This window comes from Cohnella rhizoplanae (genome assembly GCF_948329515.1).
In the GTDB taxonomy this organism is placed as follows: Bacteria; Bacillota; Bacilli; order Paenibacillales; family Paenibacillaceae; genus Cohnella; species Cohnella rhizoplanae.
In genome coordinates this window covers 1-16,626 of sequence record NZ_CAOJCN010000037.1, presented here as the reverse complement: position 1 = coordinate 16,626, position 16,626 = coordinate 1, and the positions used below count along the sequence as shown (strand labels likewise).

Annotated in this window: 18 protein-coding genes; 7 read left to right on the top strand and 11 right to left on the bottom strand. The window is 62.3% G+C overall.

Annotation, left to right across the window (positions count from 1 at the left end; translation table 11 throughout):
* Positions 1-195: 195 nt before the first annotated feature.
* Complete coding sequence (locus PQG80_RS27705) at positions 196-1,080, top strand: ATP-binding cassette domain-containing protein (protein ID WP_271755066.1); 885 nt, start codon at positions 196-198, stop codon at positions 1,078-1,080.
* On the top strand, positions 1,074-1,865 hold the full coding sequence (locus tag PQG80_RS27700) for an ABC transporter permease (RefSeq protein ID WP_432432816.1): 792 nt from the start codon (positions 1,074-1,076) through the stop codon (positions 1,863-1,865). The genes PQG80_RS27705 and PQG80_RS27700 overlap by 7 nt, the downstream gene beginning before the upstream one ends.
* A 122-nt stretch (positions 1,866-1,987) precedes the next feature.
* On the opposite strand, the gene PQG80_RS27695 is transcribed toward PQG80_RS27700, so the two are convergent.
* Complete coding sequence (locus PQG80_RS27695; RefSeq protein WP_271755064.1) at positions 1,988-2,779, bottom strand: TetR/AcrR family transcriptional regulator; 792 nt, start codon at positions 2,777-2,779, stop codon at positions 1,988-1,990.
* Positions 2,780-3,014: 235 nt separating this feature from the next.
* On the opposite strand from PQG80_RS27695, the gene PQG80_RS27690 reads away from it, so the two are divergent.
* A complete protein-coding gene (locus tag PQG80_RS27690) occupies positions 3,015-3,452 on the top strand; it encodes a hypothetical protein (RefSeq protein WP_271755063.1) in 438 nt (145 codons plus the stop codon).
* Positions 3,449-4,519, top strand: coding sequence for a phosphodiester glycosidase family protein (locus PQG80_RS27685; RefSeq protein ID WP_271755062.1), 1,071 nt, complete (start codon positions 3,449-3,451; stop codon positions 4,517-4,519). Before PQG80_RS27690 ends, PQG80_RS27685 begins: the two co-directional genes overlap by 4 nt.
* Positions 4,520-4,628: 109 nt before the next feature.
* On the opposite strand, the gene PQG80_RS27680 is transcribed toward PQG80_RS27685, so the two are convergent.
* Entirely contained in the window at positions 4,629-5,216 is a 588-nt protein-coding gene (locus tag PQG80_RS27680) for an NAD(P)H-dependent oxidoreductase (protein WP_271755061.1), read from the bottom strand.
* A 120-nt stretch (positions 5,217-5,336) separates the two neighbouring features.
* On the opposite strand from PQG80_RS27680, the gene PQG80_RS27675 reads away from it, so the two are divergent.
* A complete protein-coding gene (locus PQG80_RS27675; RefSeq protein WP_271755059.1) occupies positions 5,337-5,765 on the top strand; it encodes a MarR family winged helix-turn-helix transcriptional regulator in 429 nt (142 codons plus the stop codon).
* 16 nt (positions 5,766-5,781) lie between these two features.
* Here PQG80_RS27675 and PQG80_RS27670 read toward each other — a convergent pair whose 3' ends face one another.
* The 8 genes from PQG80_RS27670 to nirB all read right to left on the bottom strand — a co-directional run bounded on the left by PQG80_RS27670 (position 5,782) and on the right by nirB (position 13,820).
* On the bottom strand, positions 5,782-6,162 hold the full coding sequence (locus PQG80_RS27670) for a GIY-YIG nuclease family protein (RefSeq protein WP_271755058.1): 381 nt from the start codon (positions 6,160-6,162) through the stop codon (positions 5,782-5,784).
* Positions 6,163-6,165: 3 nt separating this feature from the next.
* On the bottom strand, positions 6,166-6,645 hold the full coding sequence (locus PQG80_RS27665; protein WP_271755057.1) for a DUF6530 family protein: 480 nt from the start codon (positions 6,643-6,645) through the stop codon (positions 6,166-6,168).
* A gap of 528 nt (positions 6,646-7,173) precedes the next feature.
* A complete protein-coding gene (locus PQG80_RS27660) occupies positions 7,174-8,010 on the bottom strand; it encodes an NAD-dependent epimerase/dehydratase family protein (RefSeq protein ID WP_271755056.1) in 837 nt (278 codons plus the stop codon).
* Positions 8,011-8,027: 17 nt separating this feature from the next.
* On the bottom strand, positions 8,028-9,251 hold the full coding sequence (locus tag PQG80_RS27655; RefSeq protein WP_271755055.1) for an enolase C-terminal domain-like protein: 1,224 nt from the start codon (positions 9,249-9,251) through the stop codon (positions 8,028-8,030).
* A gap of 164 nt (positions 9,252-9,415) precedes the next feature.
* Positions 9,416-10,186, bottom strand: coding sequence for a uroporphyrinogen-III C-methyltransferase (gene cobA / locus PQG80_RS27650; protein WP_271755054.1), 771 nt, complete (start codon positions 10,184-10,186; stop codon positions 9,416-9,418).
* Positions 10,183-11,031: a formate/nitrite transporter family protein gene (locus tag PQG80_RS27645; RefSeq protein ID WP_271755053.1), complete on the bottom strand. Its 849-nt coding sequence runs from the start codon at positions 11,029-11,031 to the stop codon at positions 10,183-10,185. The genes cobA and PQG80_RS27645 overlap by 4 nt, the downstream gene beginning before the upstream one ends.
* A gap of 29 nt (positions 11,032-11,060) precedes the next feature.
* On the bottom strand, positions 11,061-11,369 hold the full coding sequence (gene nirD, locus PQG80_RS27640) for a nitrite reductase small subunit NirD (RefSeq protein WP_271755052.1): 309 nt from the start codon (positions 11,367-11,369) through the stop codon (positions 11,061-11,063).
* An 18-nt stretch (positions 11,370-11,387) separates the two neighbouring features.
* On the bottom strand, positions 11,388-13,820 hold the full coding sequence (gene nirB, locus PQG80_RS27635; protein ID WP_271755051.1) for a nitrite reductase large subunit NirB: 2,433 nt from the start codon (positions 13,818-13,820) through the stop codon (positions 11,388-11,390).
* A gap of 302 nt (positions 13,821-14,122) precedes the next feature.
* Here nirB and PQG80_RS27630 point away from each other — a divergent pair, with 302 nt between their 5' ends.
* Positions 14,123-14,746 carry an ANTAR domain-containing response regulator gene (locus PQG80_RS27630; RefSeq protein ID WP_271755050.1) on the top strand — a complete coding sequence of 208 codons (624 nt, stop codon included), beginning with the start codon at positions 14,123-14,125 and terminating at the stop codon, positions 14,744-14,746.
* Positions 14,743-15,792 (top strand): anthranilate phosphoribosyltransferase, encoded by a 1,050-nt coding sequence (locus tag PQG80_RS27625; protein ID WP_271755049.1) that lies wholly within the window; start codon positions 14,743-14,745, stop codon positions 15,790-15,792. The genes PQG80_RS27630 and PQG80_RS27625 overlap by 4 nt, the downstream gene beginning before the upstream one ends.
* 380 nt (positions 15,793-16,172) lie before the next feature.
* On the opposite strand, the gene PQG80_RS27620 is transcribed toward PQG80_RS27625, so the two are convergent.
* Positions 16,173-16,626: S-layer homology domain-containing protein (locus tag PQG80_RS27620; RefSeq protein WP_271755048.1), on the bottom strand; the 454-nt coding region annotated here is incomplete at its 5' end.

The following is a 16,626-nucleotide window of genomic DNA, read 5'->3' as shown; positions in this document are numbered from 1 at the left end:
TCAATTTAAACCTCATTATAACGATAACGAGCGGTCCCGCCAACGGGAGCCATAAGACTTGCTGCTAAAAAGCGGAATAAATTCTTTTTTTCGAAATAAAATTCGGGAAATACAAAAACAGTGTTGCTTATATACTGTTTATATAATACACTGTGTACATAATAAACAGTTAATAAACGGAGAGGAGCTTCATCCATGAAGCTGGCGATTGAAGTGAAAGGCTTAAGGAAAAGCTTCGGCGGACAGACGGTACTCGGCGGCGTCGATATCTCGGTAGCCGAAGGCGAGATCTATGCGCTGCTCGGGCCCAATGGCGCCGGCAAGACGACGCTCATCAACATTCTGACGACGCTCGTCCCGGCCGACGGCGGCAGCGCCCGCATCGCGGGATACGACGTCGCCTCGGAAGGCGGCAAGGTCAAGCAATCGATCAGCCTGACGGGTCAGTTCGCGGCCGTGGACGAGATGCTGACGGCGGAGGAAAATCTGCGGATGATGTGCCGGCTCTCCGGCATGACGGCCGCCGAATCGAAGCGCCGGACGGAAGAGCTGCTGCGCCGGTTCGATCTCTCCGGGGCCGCGCGCAAGCGGGTCAAGACGTTCTCGGGCGGCATGCGGAGGCGGGTCGACCTCGCGATCAGCCTCGTGGCGAGCCGGCCGGTGCTGTTCCTCGACGAGCCGACGACCGGCCTCGACACGGTCAGCCGCCGCGCGCTGTGGGACATCATCGCGGAGCTCAAGGCGTCGGGCATGACGATCTTCCTGACGACGCAGTATCTGGAGGAAGCGGACCAGCTGGCGGATCGGATCGGGGTCGTGAACGGCGGCCGCATCGTCGCGGAAGGCACAGCCGCGGAACTGAAAGCGCGCGTGGGCGGCGAGGTCATCGAGCTGACGAGCGAGCGCGAGCAGTGGAGCCGCACGGTGGCGACGACCGGCTCCGTGCAGGATATCGGCAGAGTGCTCAACGCGCTCGCGCCTACGCTGCCGCCCGATACGCAAGTGACCATTCGCAGGCCGAGCATGGACGACGTATTTATCGCGCTGACCCATCAAACTTCGGAGGTGTCCGTATCTTGAATCCTACGTTATCCCCGCTCAATCCGCCGTCCGCCGCCGCGACCAACGCCGTCTTTATCCGGCGCAGCCTGACGCTCAGCCTTCGCAATACCGAGTCGCTCCTGATGGCGATCATCCTGCCGGTCATGCTCATGCTGCTGTTCACCTATGTATTCGGCGGCGCGATCGCTCCCGGAGGCGACTACGCGAACTACGTCGTGCCCGGGATCATCCTGCTGTGCGCGGGTTACGGCGCAGCGACGACGGCGGTCGACGTGTCCACCGACATGACCAACGGGATCATCGACCGGTTCCGCACGATGCCGATCCGCAGTCTGTCGGTCGTCACCGGCCATGTCGCCGCCAGCCTGGCCCGCAATCTCGTCGCGACGGGCGTCGTGATCGGGGTGGCGCTGCTCGTCGGCTTCCGCCCGAACGGCACCTTCGTCGAATGGGTCGCCGCGCTGGGCGTCATCGTCCTGTTCATCCTCACGCTCACCTGGCTCTATGCCGCCATCGGACTCGTCGCGGGCAGTCCTTCCGCCGCGAGCGGCTACGGCTTCATCCTGCTCTTCCTGCCCTACCTGTCCAGCGCCTTCGTGCCGATCGACACGATGCCGGACTGGCTGCGCGGGGTCGCGCGTCATCAGCCGATCACCCCGCTCATCGAGACGATCCGCGGCTTGCTCCTCGGCACCCCGGTCGGCGACAACGCCTGGATCGGCGCCGTCTGGTGCGCGGGACTGATCCTCATCGCGCTCGTCTGGTGCGGGGCAGCTTTCAGGAAGCGCGCCGGGCGACGATAGTCGGCCCTAACCGCCTGCCGCGCGTCCATGCCGGAGAGCCTCGCTCTCCGGCTTTTGCATGCCAGAAAAAGCAAGCTCCCGGCACGCGTGCACCGGAAGCTTGCTTTTTTGCGCCGCGCATCTCACTTCTCGCCAGACGATCTCCGTGCCAGCAGCGCTTCGATGCCGTCCAGAATGCGGTCCAAGCCGAAGCTGAAGTCGTCCTGGGCTTCATCCTTGTTGCCGTCGTCCTCCGTATAGACGCCTCGCTCGACGAGCGGGTACAGATCCGGATACCGCTCCGGCGTCATCAACAAGCGGAGCGCGGCGCCGTACTTCTCGCCGGAAAAGCTGTCCGGATCGGCGCCCGCGCTCATGGCGCGGTCCATGTCGCGCATCAGAACCCCGTAAAATCTCGAATAACCGCTGAGGAGCAGCACGGTCGACATCTTCTCGTAATCGGTCAACGGCAGATCCCGCAATACCCGCAGCGGCCAATCTACGAGCTTAAGATTGTTGGGCGTGATCGGCACGCCTTGAATCGGAATATCCGTAAACCAGCCATGCTTCCGCATGACCTCGATGCACAACCCCACGTAAGCTTTAAGCCGGTCTCTCCAGCCTGCTCCCTCCGGTTCCTCCGGAATCGGGAGATCGCAGGCGGCCTCCATCATGAGCAGCAGCAGATCGTCCTTGCTCTTGATGTACCGGTACAGCGACATCGTGGTGAATCCCAGCGAGCTTGCCACCCGGTTCATCGAGACGGCCGACAGCCCCTCCCGATCCGCGATGCCGATCGCCGCCTCCACGATCTTGTCGACGCTGAGCTCGCCCTTCGGCCCCCTCGTCGACGGCTTGACCAGCCCCCAGGCAATCTGCGCGCCGTGCGGCAGGCTCTCCAGGCTGTCGTCGCTTATTCCATCATTGCCGCTCATCGCGCTTGTCCCCCGTTCTGTCCAACAATTGTATATGGTGTATACAGTATAGCACAAGTCGCGCCGCGTCGCATTTGCCGTGCTCGCGCAAGACATTATGCGCGCCATATGTATTTTGCTTCATGATTATCCATCCGCAGGTAAAAAATCGGCCATCTTTACCCACTTCCGAATCTATTATGCTACAATGTACATTCAATATCGGTATGGCCGAATTACGAGGTGATTAACTGCAATGATGAATTCTTCCCCTCTGGCGGACACCAGATCGCAGGTCGGCAGCACGGAGAGAACCCCGAGGAGAGCGTCGAAAAAATCCGTCTTGCCGTTCATCTGCCTGTGGCTCCTGCTCATCGGCGCCGGCGTGGCCGGCACCGTATGGTATACGGGTCAGCAGCGCGAGATGGTATCCGAGCAGCTCCAGCGAGAGACGACGGCGCAGATACAGGCGATGCAGCAGGACTACAGCGCCAGACTGGACAAGCTCGAGAGCGAGTACGCGGCGCAGATGGCGCAGCTCTCTTCCAAGGTCGACACGCTTAACGAGCTGCTGACCTTCACGCAGGACAACGCGAGCGACAAGACCGACAATAGCAATAAGCTGTATACGCAGATCAGCGAGCTCAAGAAGCAGCTGGATCAGCTCAAAAAAGAACTGGACGTGCTCAAATGAGAACGGGCGTCCAGCAACTGAACCGAACCGTGCTGCTGGCGTGCGCGCCTTTCCTCGGCATGCTGATCTGGCTCTGCGCCGCAGGCGTCAAGCCCGAAGCGCCGGATATCGGCCCGCCCCCGGAGACGCCGCCCCCCTCGCTCGCCGGCTATGCCCGTCCGCAGGCGCAGTCGCTCGATACGGCGGCCAAGACAGCCAAGGACATATCGGCGTCCGTGAAGCGCGTATCCGAATTGTACGCGAAGACGAACCAGAGCATGAGCGCGATGATGAAGACCGCCAAGGCCCAGGTCGGGCGCCCGGGGACCATCTACGACCGGCGCATCTCCATCAGGCTCGGCTACCCGCGCGACTCGGTGCAGTCGGGCAATCTGACCGCGCAGCTCTACGGGATCCGCGCCCAGCACTTCAGCGGGTACGCGCTTAAGGTCAGACTTAAGAGCGACAAGGCGATGAGCATGGCGCTGGCCGGCGGCAAGCCCGGCAGCTCGGAGACGACGCTCGACGCGGTGAAGCGCACGGGCGCGATCGCCGGCGTCAACGCGGGCGGATTCGCCGACCAGGGCGGCAAGCGGTATCCGCTAAGCACGACCGTCGTGGGCGGCGAGTACGTCACCGGCTTCGAGCCGAGCTTCAACGATCTGTTCTTCGTCGGACTGAACGAGCAGATGAAGCTGATCGGAGGCAAGTACACCGACAAGTCCAAGCTGGACAAGGAAAATCCGAAGTTCGGCGCCTCGTTCGTGCCGGTGCTGCGCAAGAACGGCGTCAATCTGCCCATTCCGGCCAAGTGGCGCACCAGTCCGCTGCGCGCGCCCCGGACCGTCATCGCCAACTATAAGGACAATCAGATCCTCATGATGGTCATCGACGGCCGCGGCGAGGACGGCAGCTCCGGCGCGACGCTCGAGGAGCTGCAGATTCTGTTGTCCCGGTTCGGGACGATCGACGGCTACAACCTGGACGGCGGCGGTTCCTCGACCCTCGTATTTAAGGGCAGGGTCGTGAACAATCCTTCCGACGGACGGCTTCGGCGCCTCGCGACGAACTTTCTCTTCTTTAAATAAGCGCATCGATGAAACGAACCCTTTACATGAGGAGCCCGCGGCAGCGGGCTCCTCATTTTTTCAGGTAGCTCCATTTCAGGTAGCTCCTTTTCAGGTAGCTCCAGCGCGTTTAAGCCGTCACCCTTCTGAAGTAACGGTATACCTTCTCGAGCTTCTCCTTATGTCTGCCGCGCGGGCTCTCCATGCTGCCGAACTCAAAAAACTTCACCTTGCCGAAACCGACGTACTTCAGCAGCGCCTTCCGCATCAGCGTCTTGTGCGCGTTGTATAGCCACAGCAGCGTATATCCGGCCGGTCCCTTCATCGTCGAGACGCATACCGCCGTCTTCCCCCGGAGCAGTCCCTCTGGGAGCAGCTTGCCGGTGTCGCGATAGGCGAAGCCCGAAGCGAACATCCGGTCGATATACCCGAGCAGCATCGCCGGCGGGCGGCCCCACCAGATCGGATACACGAATACGAGCTTGTCAGCCCGGGCGATCTGCGCTCTGTGCCTCGCGAGCTCGGGGTCCGCATGCATGTCCCGCCGCCTTTTTTCTTCGTTGAACACGAGTACCGGATCGAAGCCCTCCGCATACAGATCGAGTACCTCCACCTCGTCGATCGACGCGTTCTCGCCGGAGCCTCTCAGCACCTCCTGCAAAAAAGAATAGCTTAGACTCCGGTGATTCGGATGGGCATAAATGACGAGCAGCTTCATTTGAAAGCCTCCTATAGTTATCATATGATAACTAGAAGGTATCACCGCACCTATTGGTTGTCAAATGATAATTTTTATTTGATAATGAATTTGGTATCTTGGACCGTATGAGGTGATCGCATGGACAAGCAAGTCCTCTTTCGGAAATTCGTAGACTTCACCACGGGCGTCCATCGGACGACCCATGAGATCGCCAAAGGCATCAAGCTGGACGCCGTCACGCCGGTCCAATACAAGATGCTCGAGTACATCGCCGTCAGTCAGCCCGTCACGCTCAGCAGCGTAGCGGATTGCACGCATATGTCCTTGCCCAATACGAGCCGGGAGCTCAGAAAGCTGATCGATAAAGGGCTCTGCGAAAAAGTCGTGGACGGCGAGGATCGGAGAAAACAGCGGATTCGCCTGTCGGTGCAAGGGCAAGCGCTCATGAACGGCGTATTCGGCCATATGCAGACCGAGTTGGACCGGCGCATCGAGGGTCTCTCCGCAGCGCAGCTCAAAGAGATCGAGCAGGCGCTCGATCTCCTTCAGACGCGCATATTTAAATGACGGGTTTCGGCGCCGGCTAACTTTTCAGCTTGTGATACCCTTTATCCCCATAGGGCTGCAGCTTCTCGACCCATAGCTCGGCCAGCGCTTCCACCTCGTCCTGGTATTTCTTCAGCTCGGACCGGTCCGCCAGTTGTTCCTCGCGCGGCTTGATTCGGTCCAGCTCCGCGAACTCGAATGCGCCGCCTCCGTACCGGTCCCATTCCGTCTTCAGCTCCGGCAGCGTGTTGGTGTTCATCTGCTTCATGAATTCGAACCGGTTGCGCGAGCCTTCCAGGTCCATGGATGATCGCACGAGCACCTTCCCGTTCTCCGTATTGCGAATCTGGTAGACCCCCATCGGTCGAAAGGTCTGCGTGTAGGCGTCCGCCAGCTGTTTTTTGCGTTGCTTGTCCATGAATCAGTACCCCATTTCCTTTAAAATGAGGGACAGGGTGCGAAGCCGTTCCCCGATCAGTTCCCCGTCCTCCTCCAGCGCTGCGCCGAATAGCTTGATATCCTCGCGGATGCGCTCGTTGTCCGTGCACACGGCCACCGTCATCGCGTCGCCCTGCAGGCCGACCCGGTCAATGACCGGATGCTCCGGATCGTACAAATCCTCGTAACGATAAGCCTCTCGGAAGTGACCCAGACCCCGTGCGACCAATATCGCCAGATCCAGCACGCGATGCAGCGGCAGCTCCTCCGACTGCCTCGACCACTTTTCTCCCGTATAGCGCCATACTTTGGCCGAGACCTCCACCTTGCCGCGGTCGTTCCACTGCGCGAGTCCGAGCGACAAGCCTTTGGCGTCGGTCTTGCCGGCGTATCGCCCGTCCACGTTCTCGTAATTTTCGGACACGATGACGGGCTTATGTTTTAAAGTCGTAGGAATTTTCAAGCGGGAGCCACCTTTGCGAAAATAGTGATTTAGTAATTTAGTAATTTACTAAATTGGATGACCTCATTCTAACCTTCGCGCTGCCTGTCGTCAATGTTGCCGGAGATGACAATTTGTCCGCGGGTGCAGCTGCGTACCATGGAATGGTTTCCGGTGGGGACTTCCTAGGAAGGGAAAACTGCGGCGGGGCTCGATTTGTTTCCAGTTGAGACTATCTTGGGATGGGGGTTGCGGACGGAGGGGAATTTGTTTCTAGTTGAGACTAATTTGCTACGTGGATTGCGGCGGGGGGTGGGTTTTGTCCCCAAGTGAGACTACTTTAGTACGTGGAGTTGCGACGGGAGTGGCTTTGTTTCCATCTGAGACTACTTGGGGTATGGAAATGCGGCCGGGGGTTGGTTTGTTCCTAGGCGAGACTTCATGCGCGATGGAGATGCGGCGATGTCAAAAAAGGGAGCGGATAATCCGCTCCCCCGATTTAAACGGGCTTCTTGAACAGCTGATGCACGAGGGGTTCAAGCGCCTTTGTCAGCGCCACTTGTGGACCGGCCGCCAATCCAGCTTGGACTTCGCCAGAGCGTTGCTGAACAGCGGCGCCGTGCCGCTCATGTCCGCGCGCAGATCCGTGACGTCCGGGTAGTGCTCGGCGATCAGTTGCGCCGTATCCCGCTCGCTCAGGACTTCGTCGCCCGTGATATTCAGCGCGAGGGCTTCTCCCCCCATGGGCGCACGGAGCGCGGCCGCGCAAGCCGCCGCGGCGTCGCGAATGTCGACGTAGCTCCACAAGATTTTTTTGAAATGCTCGGGCTGACGCGCCTCTTTCGCCAATCCCTCGTATTCTTCCGGCGCCGCGATCAGAGAAAAGCGCAGGTTGACGATCTGCATGCCGCTCCGGCGCGCGAACATGGCGGACGACAATTCGCCGACGGTCTTGGACAGGCCGTACCCTTCCTGCGGAAGCTGCAGGTGCGCTTCGTCGACGGGCAGGTAGGACGGCGAAAACGGCTCAAGCGCCCAGGCGAAGCCATAACACGACGTGCTCGAGCCCATGACGACCCGCCGGATGCCGAGCATGTCCGCCGCTTCGAGCACATTGAAGCTGCCCAGTACGTTATTGGCGAAAATCTGGTGATGCGGATACCCCACCGGCGCCGGTATCGCGGCGAGATGAATGACCGCGTCGGCTCCCTTAAGCCCGCCCGCCACCTGTCCGAGGTCGCTCATATCCGCGCGAATCTGGCGGCAGGGCAGTCCGCTCCCGGACCGATGGTCGAGCGAGACCACCTGGTAAGATTGCCGCTGCAGCTCCTCGATGACGTATCGGCCCAGCTTGCCGCTGCCGCCGGTGACCGCGATCGTACGCATCGCTTCGCTCCCCGCTCTCATGGCCGCACCAGCGTGCCGTCCGCTTTGCGGTCCAGCGCGTACGGCGAGTGATAGCTCTCCCGGCGCCAATCCTCGCCCGTGAGCGCCGCGGCGAGCGTCTCGTCCAGATCGATGCCGAGCCCCGGCTTGGACGACGGGTACAGGTAACCCCCGACCCGCTCGATATGTCCGGGGAACGCCTCCAGTTCCTCCGGCCGGAAATGGTTGACCTCTTGAATCCCGAAGTTCCACACCGCCATGTCCAAATGCACCGCCGCCGCCTGATTGACCGGATCGTTCTCTCCGCCCTCCTGCCAAGCCGTGCGCACGCCGAACGCCTCGGCCAGCGCCGCGATCTTGCGGCACGCGCTGATGCCGCCGGCCTTCGATACGCGGACCCGGATGAAGTCGATGAGGCGCTCCGAGATCAGCGGCACCCACTCCTGCGGATTGACGAACAGCTCGCCGACGGCCTGAGGCGTGGCGCACTGCTGCCTAAGCTGCCTGTACCAGCCGGCCTGATCCGGCGGTAGCGCGTCTTCGAGAAAGAACAGGCCGTACGGCTCCAGACTGCGCGCCAGCCGCACCGCCTGAATCGGAGAGAGATGCTCGTGCACGTCATGGGTAAACTGGATTTCGGGTCCGAACTCGACCCGCAGCTGCTCGAACATCGCGGGGATTGCAGAGACGTACGCGTGCTCGTCGAACACCGGGCCCGTCGTCCAGGCGCCGCGCGGGACGTTCGCCCGATCCGCGCCGACGAAGCCGCCGCCCCCGTAGCCGCCCATCTGCACGCGCAGCACCGTGTAGCCCTCTTCGATAAAGCGGGCGACATCCTCCTTCAGCTCCGCGATCTCTCGTCCTCCCGCATGGCCGTAACAGGGAACGGCCGCGCGGGCCGCGCCGCCGAGCAGCTGATAGACGGGAAGGCCCGCCTCCTTGCCTTTGATATCCCACAGCGCCATGTCGATGCCGCCGATCGCGGTGTTCAGCAGCGCGCCGCTCCGCCAATAGCCGCTATGATGCATCAGCTGCCACAGATCCTCGATATTGGCCGGATCGCGTCCGATCAGCAGCGGTCCCAGCAGCTGCTCCACGATCTGGACGACCGCTTCCGGGTTGAACAGGTCCGTAGCCGAGCCCAGCCCGTACAGTCCGTCCTGGTCCGTCATGACCTTTACGATCGTCCACGTTCCGTTTTTTCTCGTCCGAATGCATCGGATGCCCGTTATTTTCGCCATGCCCGCCTTCGCCTCCTTCGCTAGCCCCATTCTACCCCCGGCAGGTTCTGCGATGAATGAGACGATGGAAAACTTACGCCGGAGATCTTAGCGTATATGCGCGACGATGCCGAAGACGACAAAACGGAGCGTTCGAGAACGCCCCGCGTACCGCTTGACCTAGATTAACCGATCGCAAGCCTCGCCTGCGCCTCCAGCAGCAGGAGCTGCTCACGTACGAGCACGACCTCGCCCACCACGATCAAGGCGGGATTGCCGATCTTCATGGCCTCCGCGAGCTTGTGAATATGCTCGAGCGCTCCCGTGACGACACGCTGCCGGTCGGTCGTGCCCCGCTCGATCAGGGCGACCGGCGTCGACGGCGCCTTGCCGTGGCGCAGCAGCTCCGCGCGAATCTCCTCGAGGCGTCCGATGCCCATGTAGATGACGAGCGTGTCGACGCCGTGCGCCAGCAGGTCCCAGCGGACGGGCGCCGCGTCCTCGCGGCAGCGATTGCCCGTGACGACGGCGAACGAAGCCGCCAGGTCGCGATGCGTGAGCGGGATGCGGCTGGCCGCCCCTGCGCCGATCGCCGACGTCACGCCCGGCACGATCTCGCATGGGATGCCGCGCTCGGCCAGCGCGAGCGCCTCCTCTGCGCCTCTGCCGAAAACGAGCGGATCGCCGCCCTTCAGGCGCACGACCGTCCGCCCGGCGAGCGCATGCTCGATCAGGAGCGCCTCGATCTCCCACTGCGGGATCGCATGCTGTCCCGGGCTCTTGCCGCAATAGACGCGCTCGGCGCCCGGATTGGCGTATTCGAGCAGTTCCTCGTTCACCAGACGGTCGTACAGGATGACGTCCGCTTCCCGGATGCGGCGGATCGCCTTGAGCGTGATCAGCTCCGGATCGCCCGGACCTGCGCCGACGAGGTATACCGGTCCCGGCCGCCTCATGCGCTTCTCTCCGCTGCCGCGGACGGCTCGATCCTAGCCAGCTTGCGGCCGCCGAGCGGACGAACGCCGTTTTGCGACAGATAGAACAGCACGCCCGTGAACAATGCGCCGCCCACGAAGTTGCCCGCCAGCACCGGGATCTGGTTCCACAGCCACCAGTCGCCGAAGCTCACGTCCGCGCCCAGCATCATGCCTGCGGGGATGACGAACATATTGACGACGGCATGCTCGAAGCCTTGGCCGAAGAAGGTCAGGATCGGCAGCCACATCGCCGCGATCTTGCCCAGGGTCGATGTCGAGGTCATCGCCATCACGACGCCGAGCGTGACCATCCAGTTGCACAGGATCGCCTTGATAACGACGAGGAACAGACCGTCCGTCCCCATGTGCTTGTAGGCGATCGTCTTCGCCTCGGCGGTCGTGACGAGCAGCTGCGCGAGCGGACTCGCCATGTCGGATCCCATCTTGGTGGCGGTCAGGTCGTAGAGCGCCGCATACACGAGGCAGCCCGCCAGATGGCCCAAGATGACCCAGAAGTAGTTGGCGAGCATGCGGCCAGCCGTCGTCTTCTTCAGCAGCACGCTGAGCGGGATGAGCGCGAAGCTGCCGGTGACGAGCTCCAGCCCGAGCAGGACGATCATGACGAAGCCGACGGGAAAAATCAGCGCGCCGGCCATACCGATCTTCGTCTGCGTGACGGCCGTGAACGCCAGCGTCGTCGCGAACGCCAGGATCGCGCCGCCCAGAAATCCCCGCACGAGCATCTGCGATACGCTCATCTCGGCCTTGGCCGTGCCGCCCTCCACCATGGCCTTGAGCACTTCCCTCGGTTTAACAAAGTCCATGCGCCTCATCCCCCTGCTGCGTGTTGTCGTTAGATGGTGATAAAGATGGAGCCGCTCTCGTCGACCTCGGTCTCGTAGGACGTCACGCATCCGTCATCCGGCTCGTAGACGCGGCCGGACTTCAGGTCGATCTTCCAATCGTGCAGCGGGCAATGGATCGCCGTGCCGCACACCATGCCCTCCGACAGCTTGCCGCCCTTATGGGGGCAGCGGTTCTCCACGGCGCGGATCTGACCGTCCGACAGCTTGAAGATGGCGATCTCCAGCTGCTCGTGGCGGTACGTGCGCGATCCCTTGATATCGATATCCGCCAGGTTGGCGACCAGCATTTTTGTCATCCATTCCGCCTCCAGTCGTTAGTTCAGCGGCGCGGGCACCGCGAGCGCTTCGAAGTTTTTGCGCAGCTCTTTGTCCTGGATGATCTCTTTCCAAGGATCGTTGATGTAGCTGAGCGAGGTCTTGATCCGTCCGTGCAGCGCTTTGCGCTCCTCCGGGTCATCCAGGACGGCCTTGATGGCCTCCAGGCCGACGCGTTCCACCCACACGGAAGTCCGCTCGCCCCAAGTCGCGTTTTCTCTATAATATTGAAGGAACGCGCCGCCCCACTCGACGACCTCGTCCTCCGTCTTCACGACGCACAGCAGATCGGTCGCGCGGACATGCACGCCGCCGTTGCCGCCCACGTGCAGCTCCCAGCCGCCGTCGATCGCGACGATGCCGTAATCCTTGATCGTCGCCTCGGCGCAGTTGCGGGGGCAGCCGGATACGGCGAACTTCACCTTAGCCGGCGCGTTCATCCGCTCGAACTCCTTTTCGAGCCGAATGCCCATTCCGATGGCGTCCTGCGTGCCGAATCGGCAGAACGTATTGCCGACGCATGTCTTGACGGTGCGCAGCATCTTTCCGTACGCATGGCCCGACGGCATATCGAGGTCCTCCCACATGCCCGGCAGGTCTTCCTTTTTGACGCCGAAGAGGTCGAGCCGCTGTCCGCCCGTGAACTTGACCAGAGGGACTTCATACTTCTCCGCGACCTCCGCGATTTTCTTCAGCTCCGAAGGCGTGGTGACGCCGCCGTAGATCCGCGGCACGACCGAATAGGTGCCGTCCTTCTGAATGTTGGCGTGATAGCGCTCGTTGGTGAAGCGCGATTCCTTCTCGTCCTTGTAGCGCTCGGGCCACAGCATGCCCATGTAATAGTTGAGGGAAGGCCGGCACTTCGTGCAGCCCTCCGGCTGCTTCCATTCGAGCGCAAGCATCGCTTCTTTGATGGTGTTCGGCATGAGGCGCTTGAGACCGGCGACGATCTCGTCGCGGTCCAGGGACGTGCAGCCGCAGATGCCTTCTTTGACGGCTTCACCGGCGCGCTCTCCCGCATAGAGGCCGAGCAGGCCTTCGACGAGCGGCTTGCAGCCGCCGCAGGAGCCGGTCGCCTTGTTGCAGGCTTTGATCTCGCCGACCGTGGCGCAGCCCTTCGTCTCGATCGCGTCCTTGATCGCGCCCTTGGAGACGCCGTTGCAGCCGCAGACGATCTCGTCGTCGGCCATGCTCTCGAGCCGGCTCGCAGGAGAAGCGGCCCCGCCGCCGGGAGCGAATCCGAGCAGCAGCTCCTTTTCCTTGCCTTTGATCGACTCGCCCTTTTTCATAATGGAGAACAGGGATGCGCCGTCGGACGTATCGCCGAACAGCACGGCGCCGACGAGCTTGTCGTCCTGAATGACGATCTTCTTGTAGATCCCGTCCAATTCGTCCTGGTAGCGGAGCGCGCGCGTACCCGGCGTCTCCTCGTACTGGCCTGCGGAGAACACATCCACGCCCGAAACCTTGAGCTTCGTGGAGGTCATCGAGCCCTCGTAGCCGCTCGTCTCTACGCCGGCGAGCCGCTTGGCCAGCACCGCGCCTTGATCGTAGAGCGGCGCGACGAGACCATAGGCGATCCCCCGGTGTTCCGCGCATTCCCCGACGGCGTACACGTCCGGCACGTTCGTTTCCATATAATCGTTAACGACGATTCCCCGATTGACCGCCAGGCCGGCCGACTTCGCCAGCGAGACGTTCGGTTTGATGCCGACCGCCATGACGATCAGGTCCGCCTCCACCTCGCTGCCGTCCGTAAATCGGAGGCCCTTGACGCGCTTTTTGCCGTAGATCAACTCGGATTGCTTGCGCAGCAGGAATTTCATCCCCTGCGCCTCGAGCTCGGCCTGCAGCATCCTGGACGCCGGCTCGTCGAGCTGCCTGTTCATCAGGTTCGGGCTGATATGGACGACCGACACGTCCATGCCCAGGTTGAGCAGGCCGCGCGCCGCTTCAAGGCCGAGCAGGCCGCCGCCGATGACGACCGCGTTTTTGTAAGTCCGGGCGGTCTCCTGCATAATCTCGCAGTCCGCGATATCCCGGAAGCCGATGACGCCTTCCTTGTCCGCGCCCGGCAGCGGGAGCATGAACGGACGCGAGCCCGTCGCCATGATGAGCGTGTCGTAGTCCGCCTCCGCGCCTTGGTCCGAATAAACCTTGCGGCGATCCGTGTCGATGCGGGTTACGGTATGGCCCGCGTGCAGCCGGATCCGGTTATCCTCGTACCAGCTCCAGTCGTTCATCACGATATCCTTTAAGTCTGTGCCCCCTGCCAGTACGGAAGACAGCATGATCCGATTATAATTAGGATGAGGCTCGGCGCCGAAGATGGTAATGTCGTACCGGCCGGGCGCCAGCTTCAGCAGATGTTCCAAGGCACGCACGCCGGCCATCCCGTTGCCGACCATCACCAGTTTCTTTTTGTCCGCCATGTTCGCGTCTCCCCCGTCTCGTGATCTCGTTTGAAACTCAAAAAGCCTGCTTCGCGTCACGGGGAACAAAATGTCCCGTGAAACGAAAGCAGGCTCCATTGCCGCTTCATACGAATACGCCGTTGTATTCGCGATTGATAATCCGAATATATTACGTAATACGAATCATGTCAATATACTTAACATTAAAATTTGATTTATCTTTCCTCTCGACACCTATCTTTAAATTGTGTTATAAAAGGTAACGAGAACGGAAGCAGAGAAGCGAAGATTCACGGTACCGAGAGAAGAGGGGGATGTCGATGCGTTCATTGCTGGTCATCCATAACCAGGCGACGGCCGCGCAGCGGCTGGAATCCGCGGCTTCCGGACACCATCTCCCCGAATCGGTCATGAGATCGTGCGGATATATCGTAACTACGGCGCAGGGCGAAGCGCAGGCGCGCGAGCGCATCGCGGAGGCCGACGCCTTGATACTCGATCTGCCGATCCCGGATATTCAGGCCTGGAGCCGTCATGTCCTCGAGTGGAAAGTCGTGCCGATCCTGTGGTGGTGCAGCGATGCGACCGCGACGCTGTCCGTCGAGGCTTGCGAAGACGGGGTGATGGCGGACGGCGTGCTGAGCGCCTCCATGCAGCCGCCCGAGATTCATTGGACGCTCCAGTTCGGAGCCAAACAGTGCTTCGAGCGGCAGCAATGGCATCTCGAGCGCCGGCAGCTGCTGGCCAAGATCGAGGAGCGCAAATGGATCGATATGGCCAAGGGCATCCTCTGCGAAGTCAAGAACATCACGGAGACCGAGGCGTACGACATCCTGCGCAAGCAGGCCATGAACGAGCGCAAGCGGCTGGTCGACGTCGCCGCCTCCATCGTCAACGTCTATAATCTGCTGCAAGAGCAAAAACAAGGGAGGACGAAGCGATGATCGAGCTGCTGAAGGAGGTCGCCCGCGGCAAGCGCGGCGCACGGGATCTTACTTATGACGAGGCGGTCCGCGCTGCCGAAGCGATCTTGTCGATGGAAGCGACGCCGGCGCAGATCGGCGCTTTTTTCATTGCGGAGCGCATTAAGATGGAGAGCGTCGACGAGCTCGAGGCGTTCGTCCGCGTCGCCCGCGGGCATGCCCGCCGCGCGGAGGACCTGGGCGTCGGGCTGGACAGCGCGGGGCCATACGACGGCCGCAAGTCCTCGTTTTACGCGACGTTCCCGACCGCCTTCGTGCTCGCCGCCGCCGGACTGCCGAACGCCCTGCACGCCACCCCCTCCCTGCCGCCCAAGTGGGGCATCACGCTGCACGATATCGTATGCGCCGTCGGCATCGCGGCCGCCGACCTGACGCCGGAGCGGACGCTCAGCGCTTTTGCCGCGTCCGGCGTGTTTTTCGCCTCGACCGAGCAGTGGTGCCCGCCGCTCGGCAAGCTGCGTTCGATCCGCGAGGAGCTCGGCATGCGCACGGTGCTCAACAGCGCGGAGAAGCTGCTCGATCTCGCGTCGTCGCCGTGCATCGTCTTCGGCGTCTACCATAACACGGTATTCGACCGGCTCGCGCGGCTGTTCATCAAGCTCGGCTACGAGCGCGCCCTCATCGTGCAGGGCGCGGAGGGCTCCGAGGATCTGCATATCAATCGCCCGACCCGTGCCTACGTGATCGAGAACGGCGAGTTCCGCCTGCAGGTCTACGATCCCGAGACCTATGGCATCGAGGCCGAGCTCCCCGAGCGAACATGGTCGCCGGGCGATCAGCTAGCCGTCGCCGAGGCGGTGCTGCTGGGCGAATCGGATCTGGCGTACACGAACCAGGTCCTGTTCAACGGGGCCGTCCGGCTGCATCTGGCGGGCAAAGTAGAGTCGGTCGAGCAAGGCCTCTACGCCTGCAAGGCGCTGATCGACGGCGGCGAAGCGCATGCGGCGTACCTGAACTGGCGGGCGGCGCTGCTCGAGCCGATGAAGGCCGCGGCAGCATCGCGCTGAGCGCCAGGTAGCAAACAAACGAGACTCTCTATCCGTCCGGCGGCTGCCGGAGGGGCGGAGAGTCTCGTTTGTTGATGCGGTGAAACGGCGATCAGCGGAGCGCGACCGGCCTGGGGGCCGGCCTGCGCCGGATGAGGCGCATCGCCTTCACTAGGAGAGGCGATTGGACCGGCCTGCGCCAGATGAGGCGCATCGCCTTCACTAGGAGAGGCGATTGGACCGGCCTGCGCCGGATGGGGCGCATCGCCTTCACTAGGAGAGGCGATTGGGCCGGCGCGGGCCGGATGCGGCGCATCGCCTTCACCAGGAGAGGCGATGGGACCGGCGTAGGCCGGATGAGGCGCATCGCCTTCACTAGGAGAGGCGATCCGCCTCCTTTATCATTGTCCGCGCAGGTAGATGCGGTATAGCAGCACGGCCGCCTCCGCGCGGGTCAGCTGGCCTAGCGGCCGCAGCTTGCCTCCCGCGCCCTGGAGCAGGCCGGCGTCGACGAGCGCCGCCAGGTCCGGCCGCGCGTACGCGGCGGCCTCGGATGCGTCGGCGAACGCCGCGAGCGCCGCGCCGTCGCCTTCTGCCGGCCCAGCGCCTGCGCTGCGGAGCGCGCGGGCGACCAGCGCCGCCGCTTCCTGGCGGCTGACGGCATCTCGCGGCCGGAACCGGCCGTCGCCGGAGCCGCTCGCGATACCGAGCGACGTCCCGATGCGCACCGCTTCCGCGTAGTACGTGCCTGCATCCACGTCCGCATAGCTGGTACCGCCGCCGTCGCCGCTGTCACCCCAGTTGCCGCTGTCTCCCCTTTCGCCGCTGTCACCCCCGTTGCCGCTGTCTCCCCCG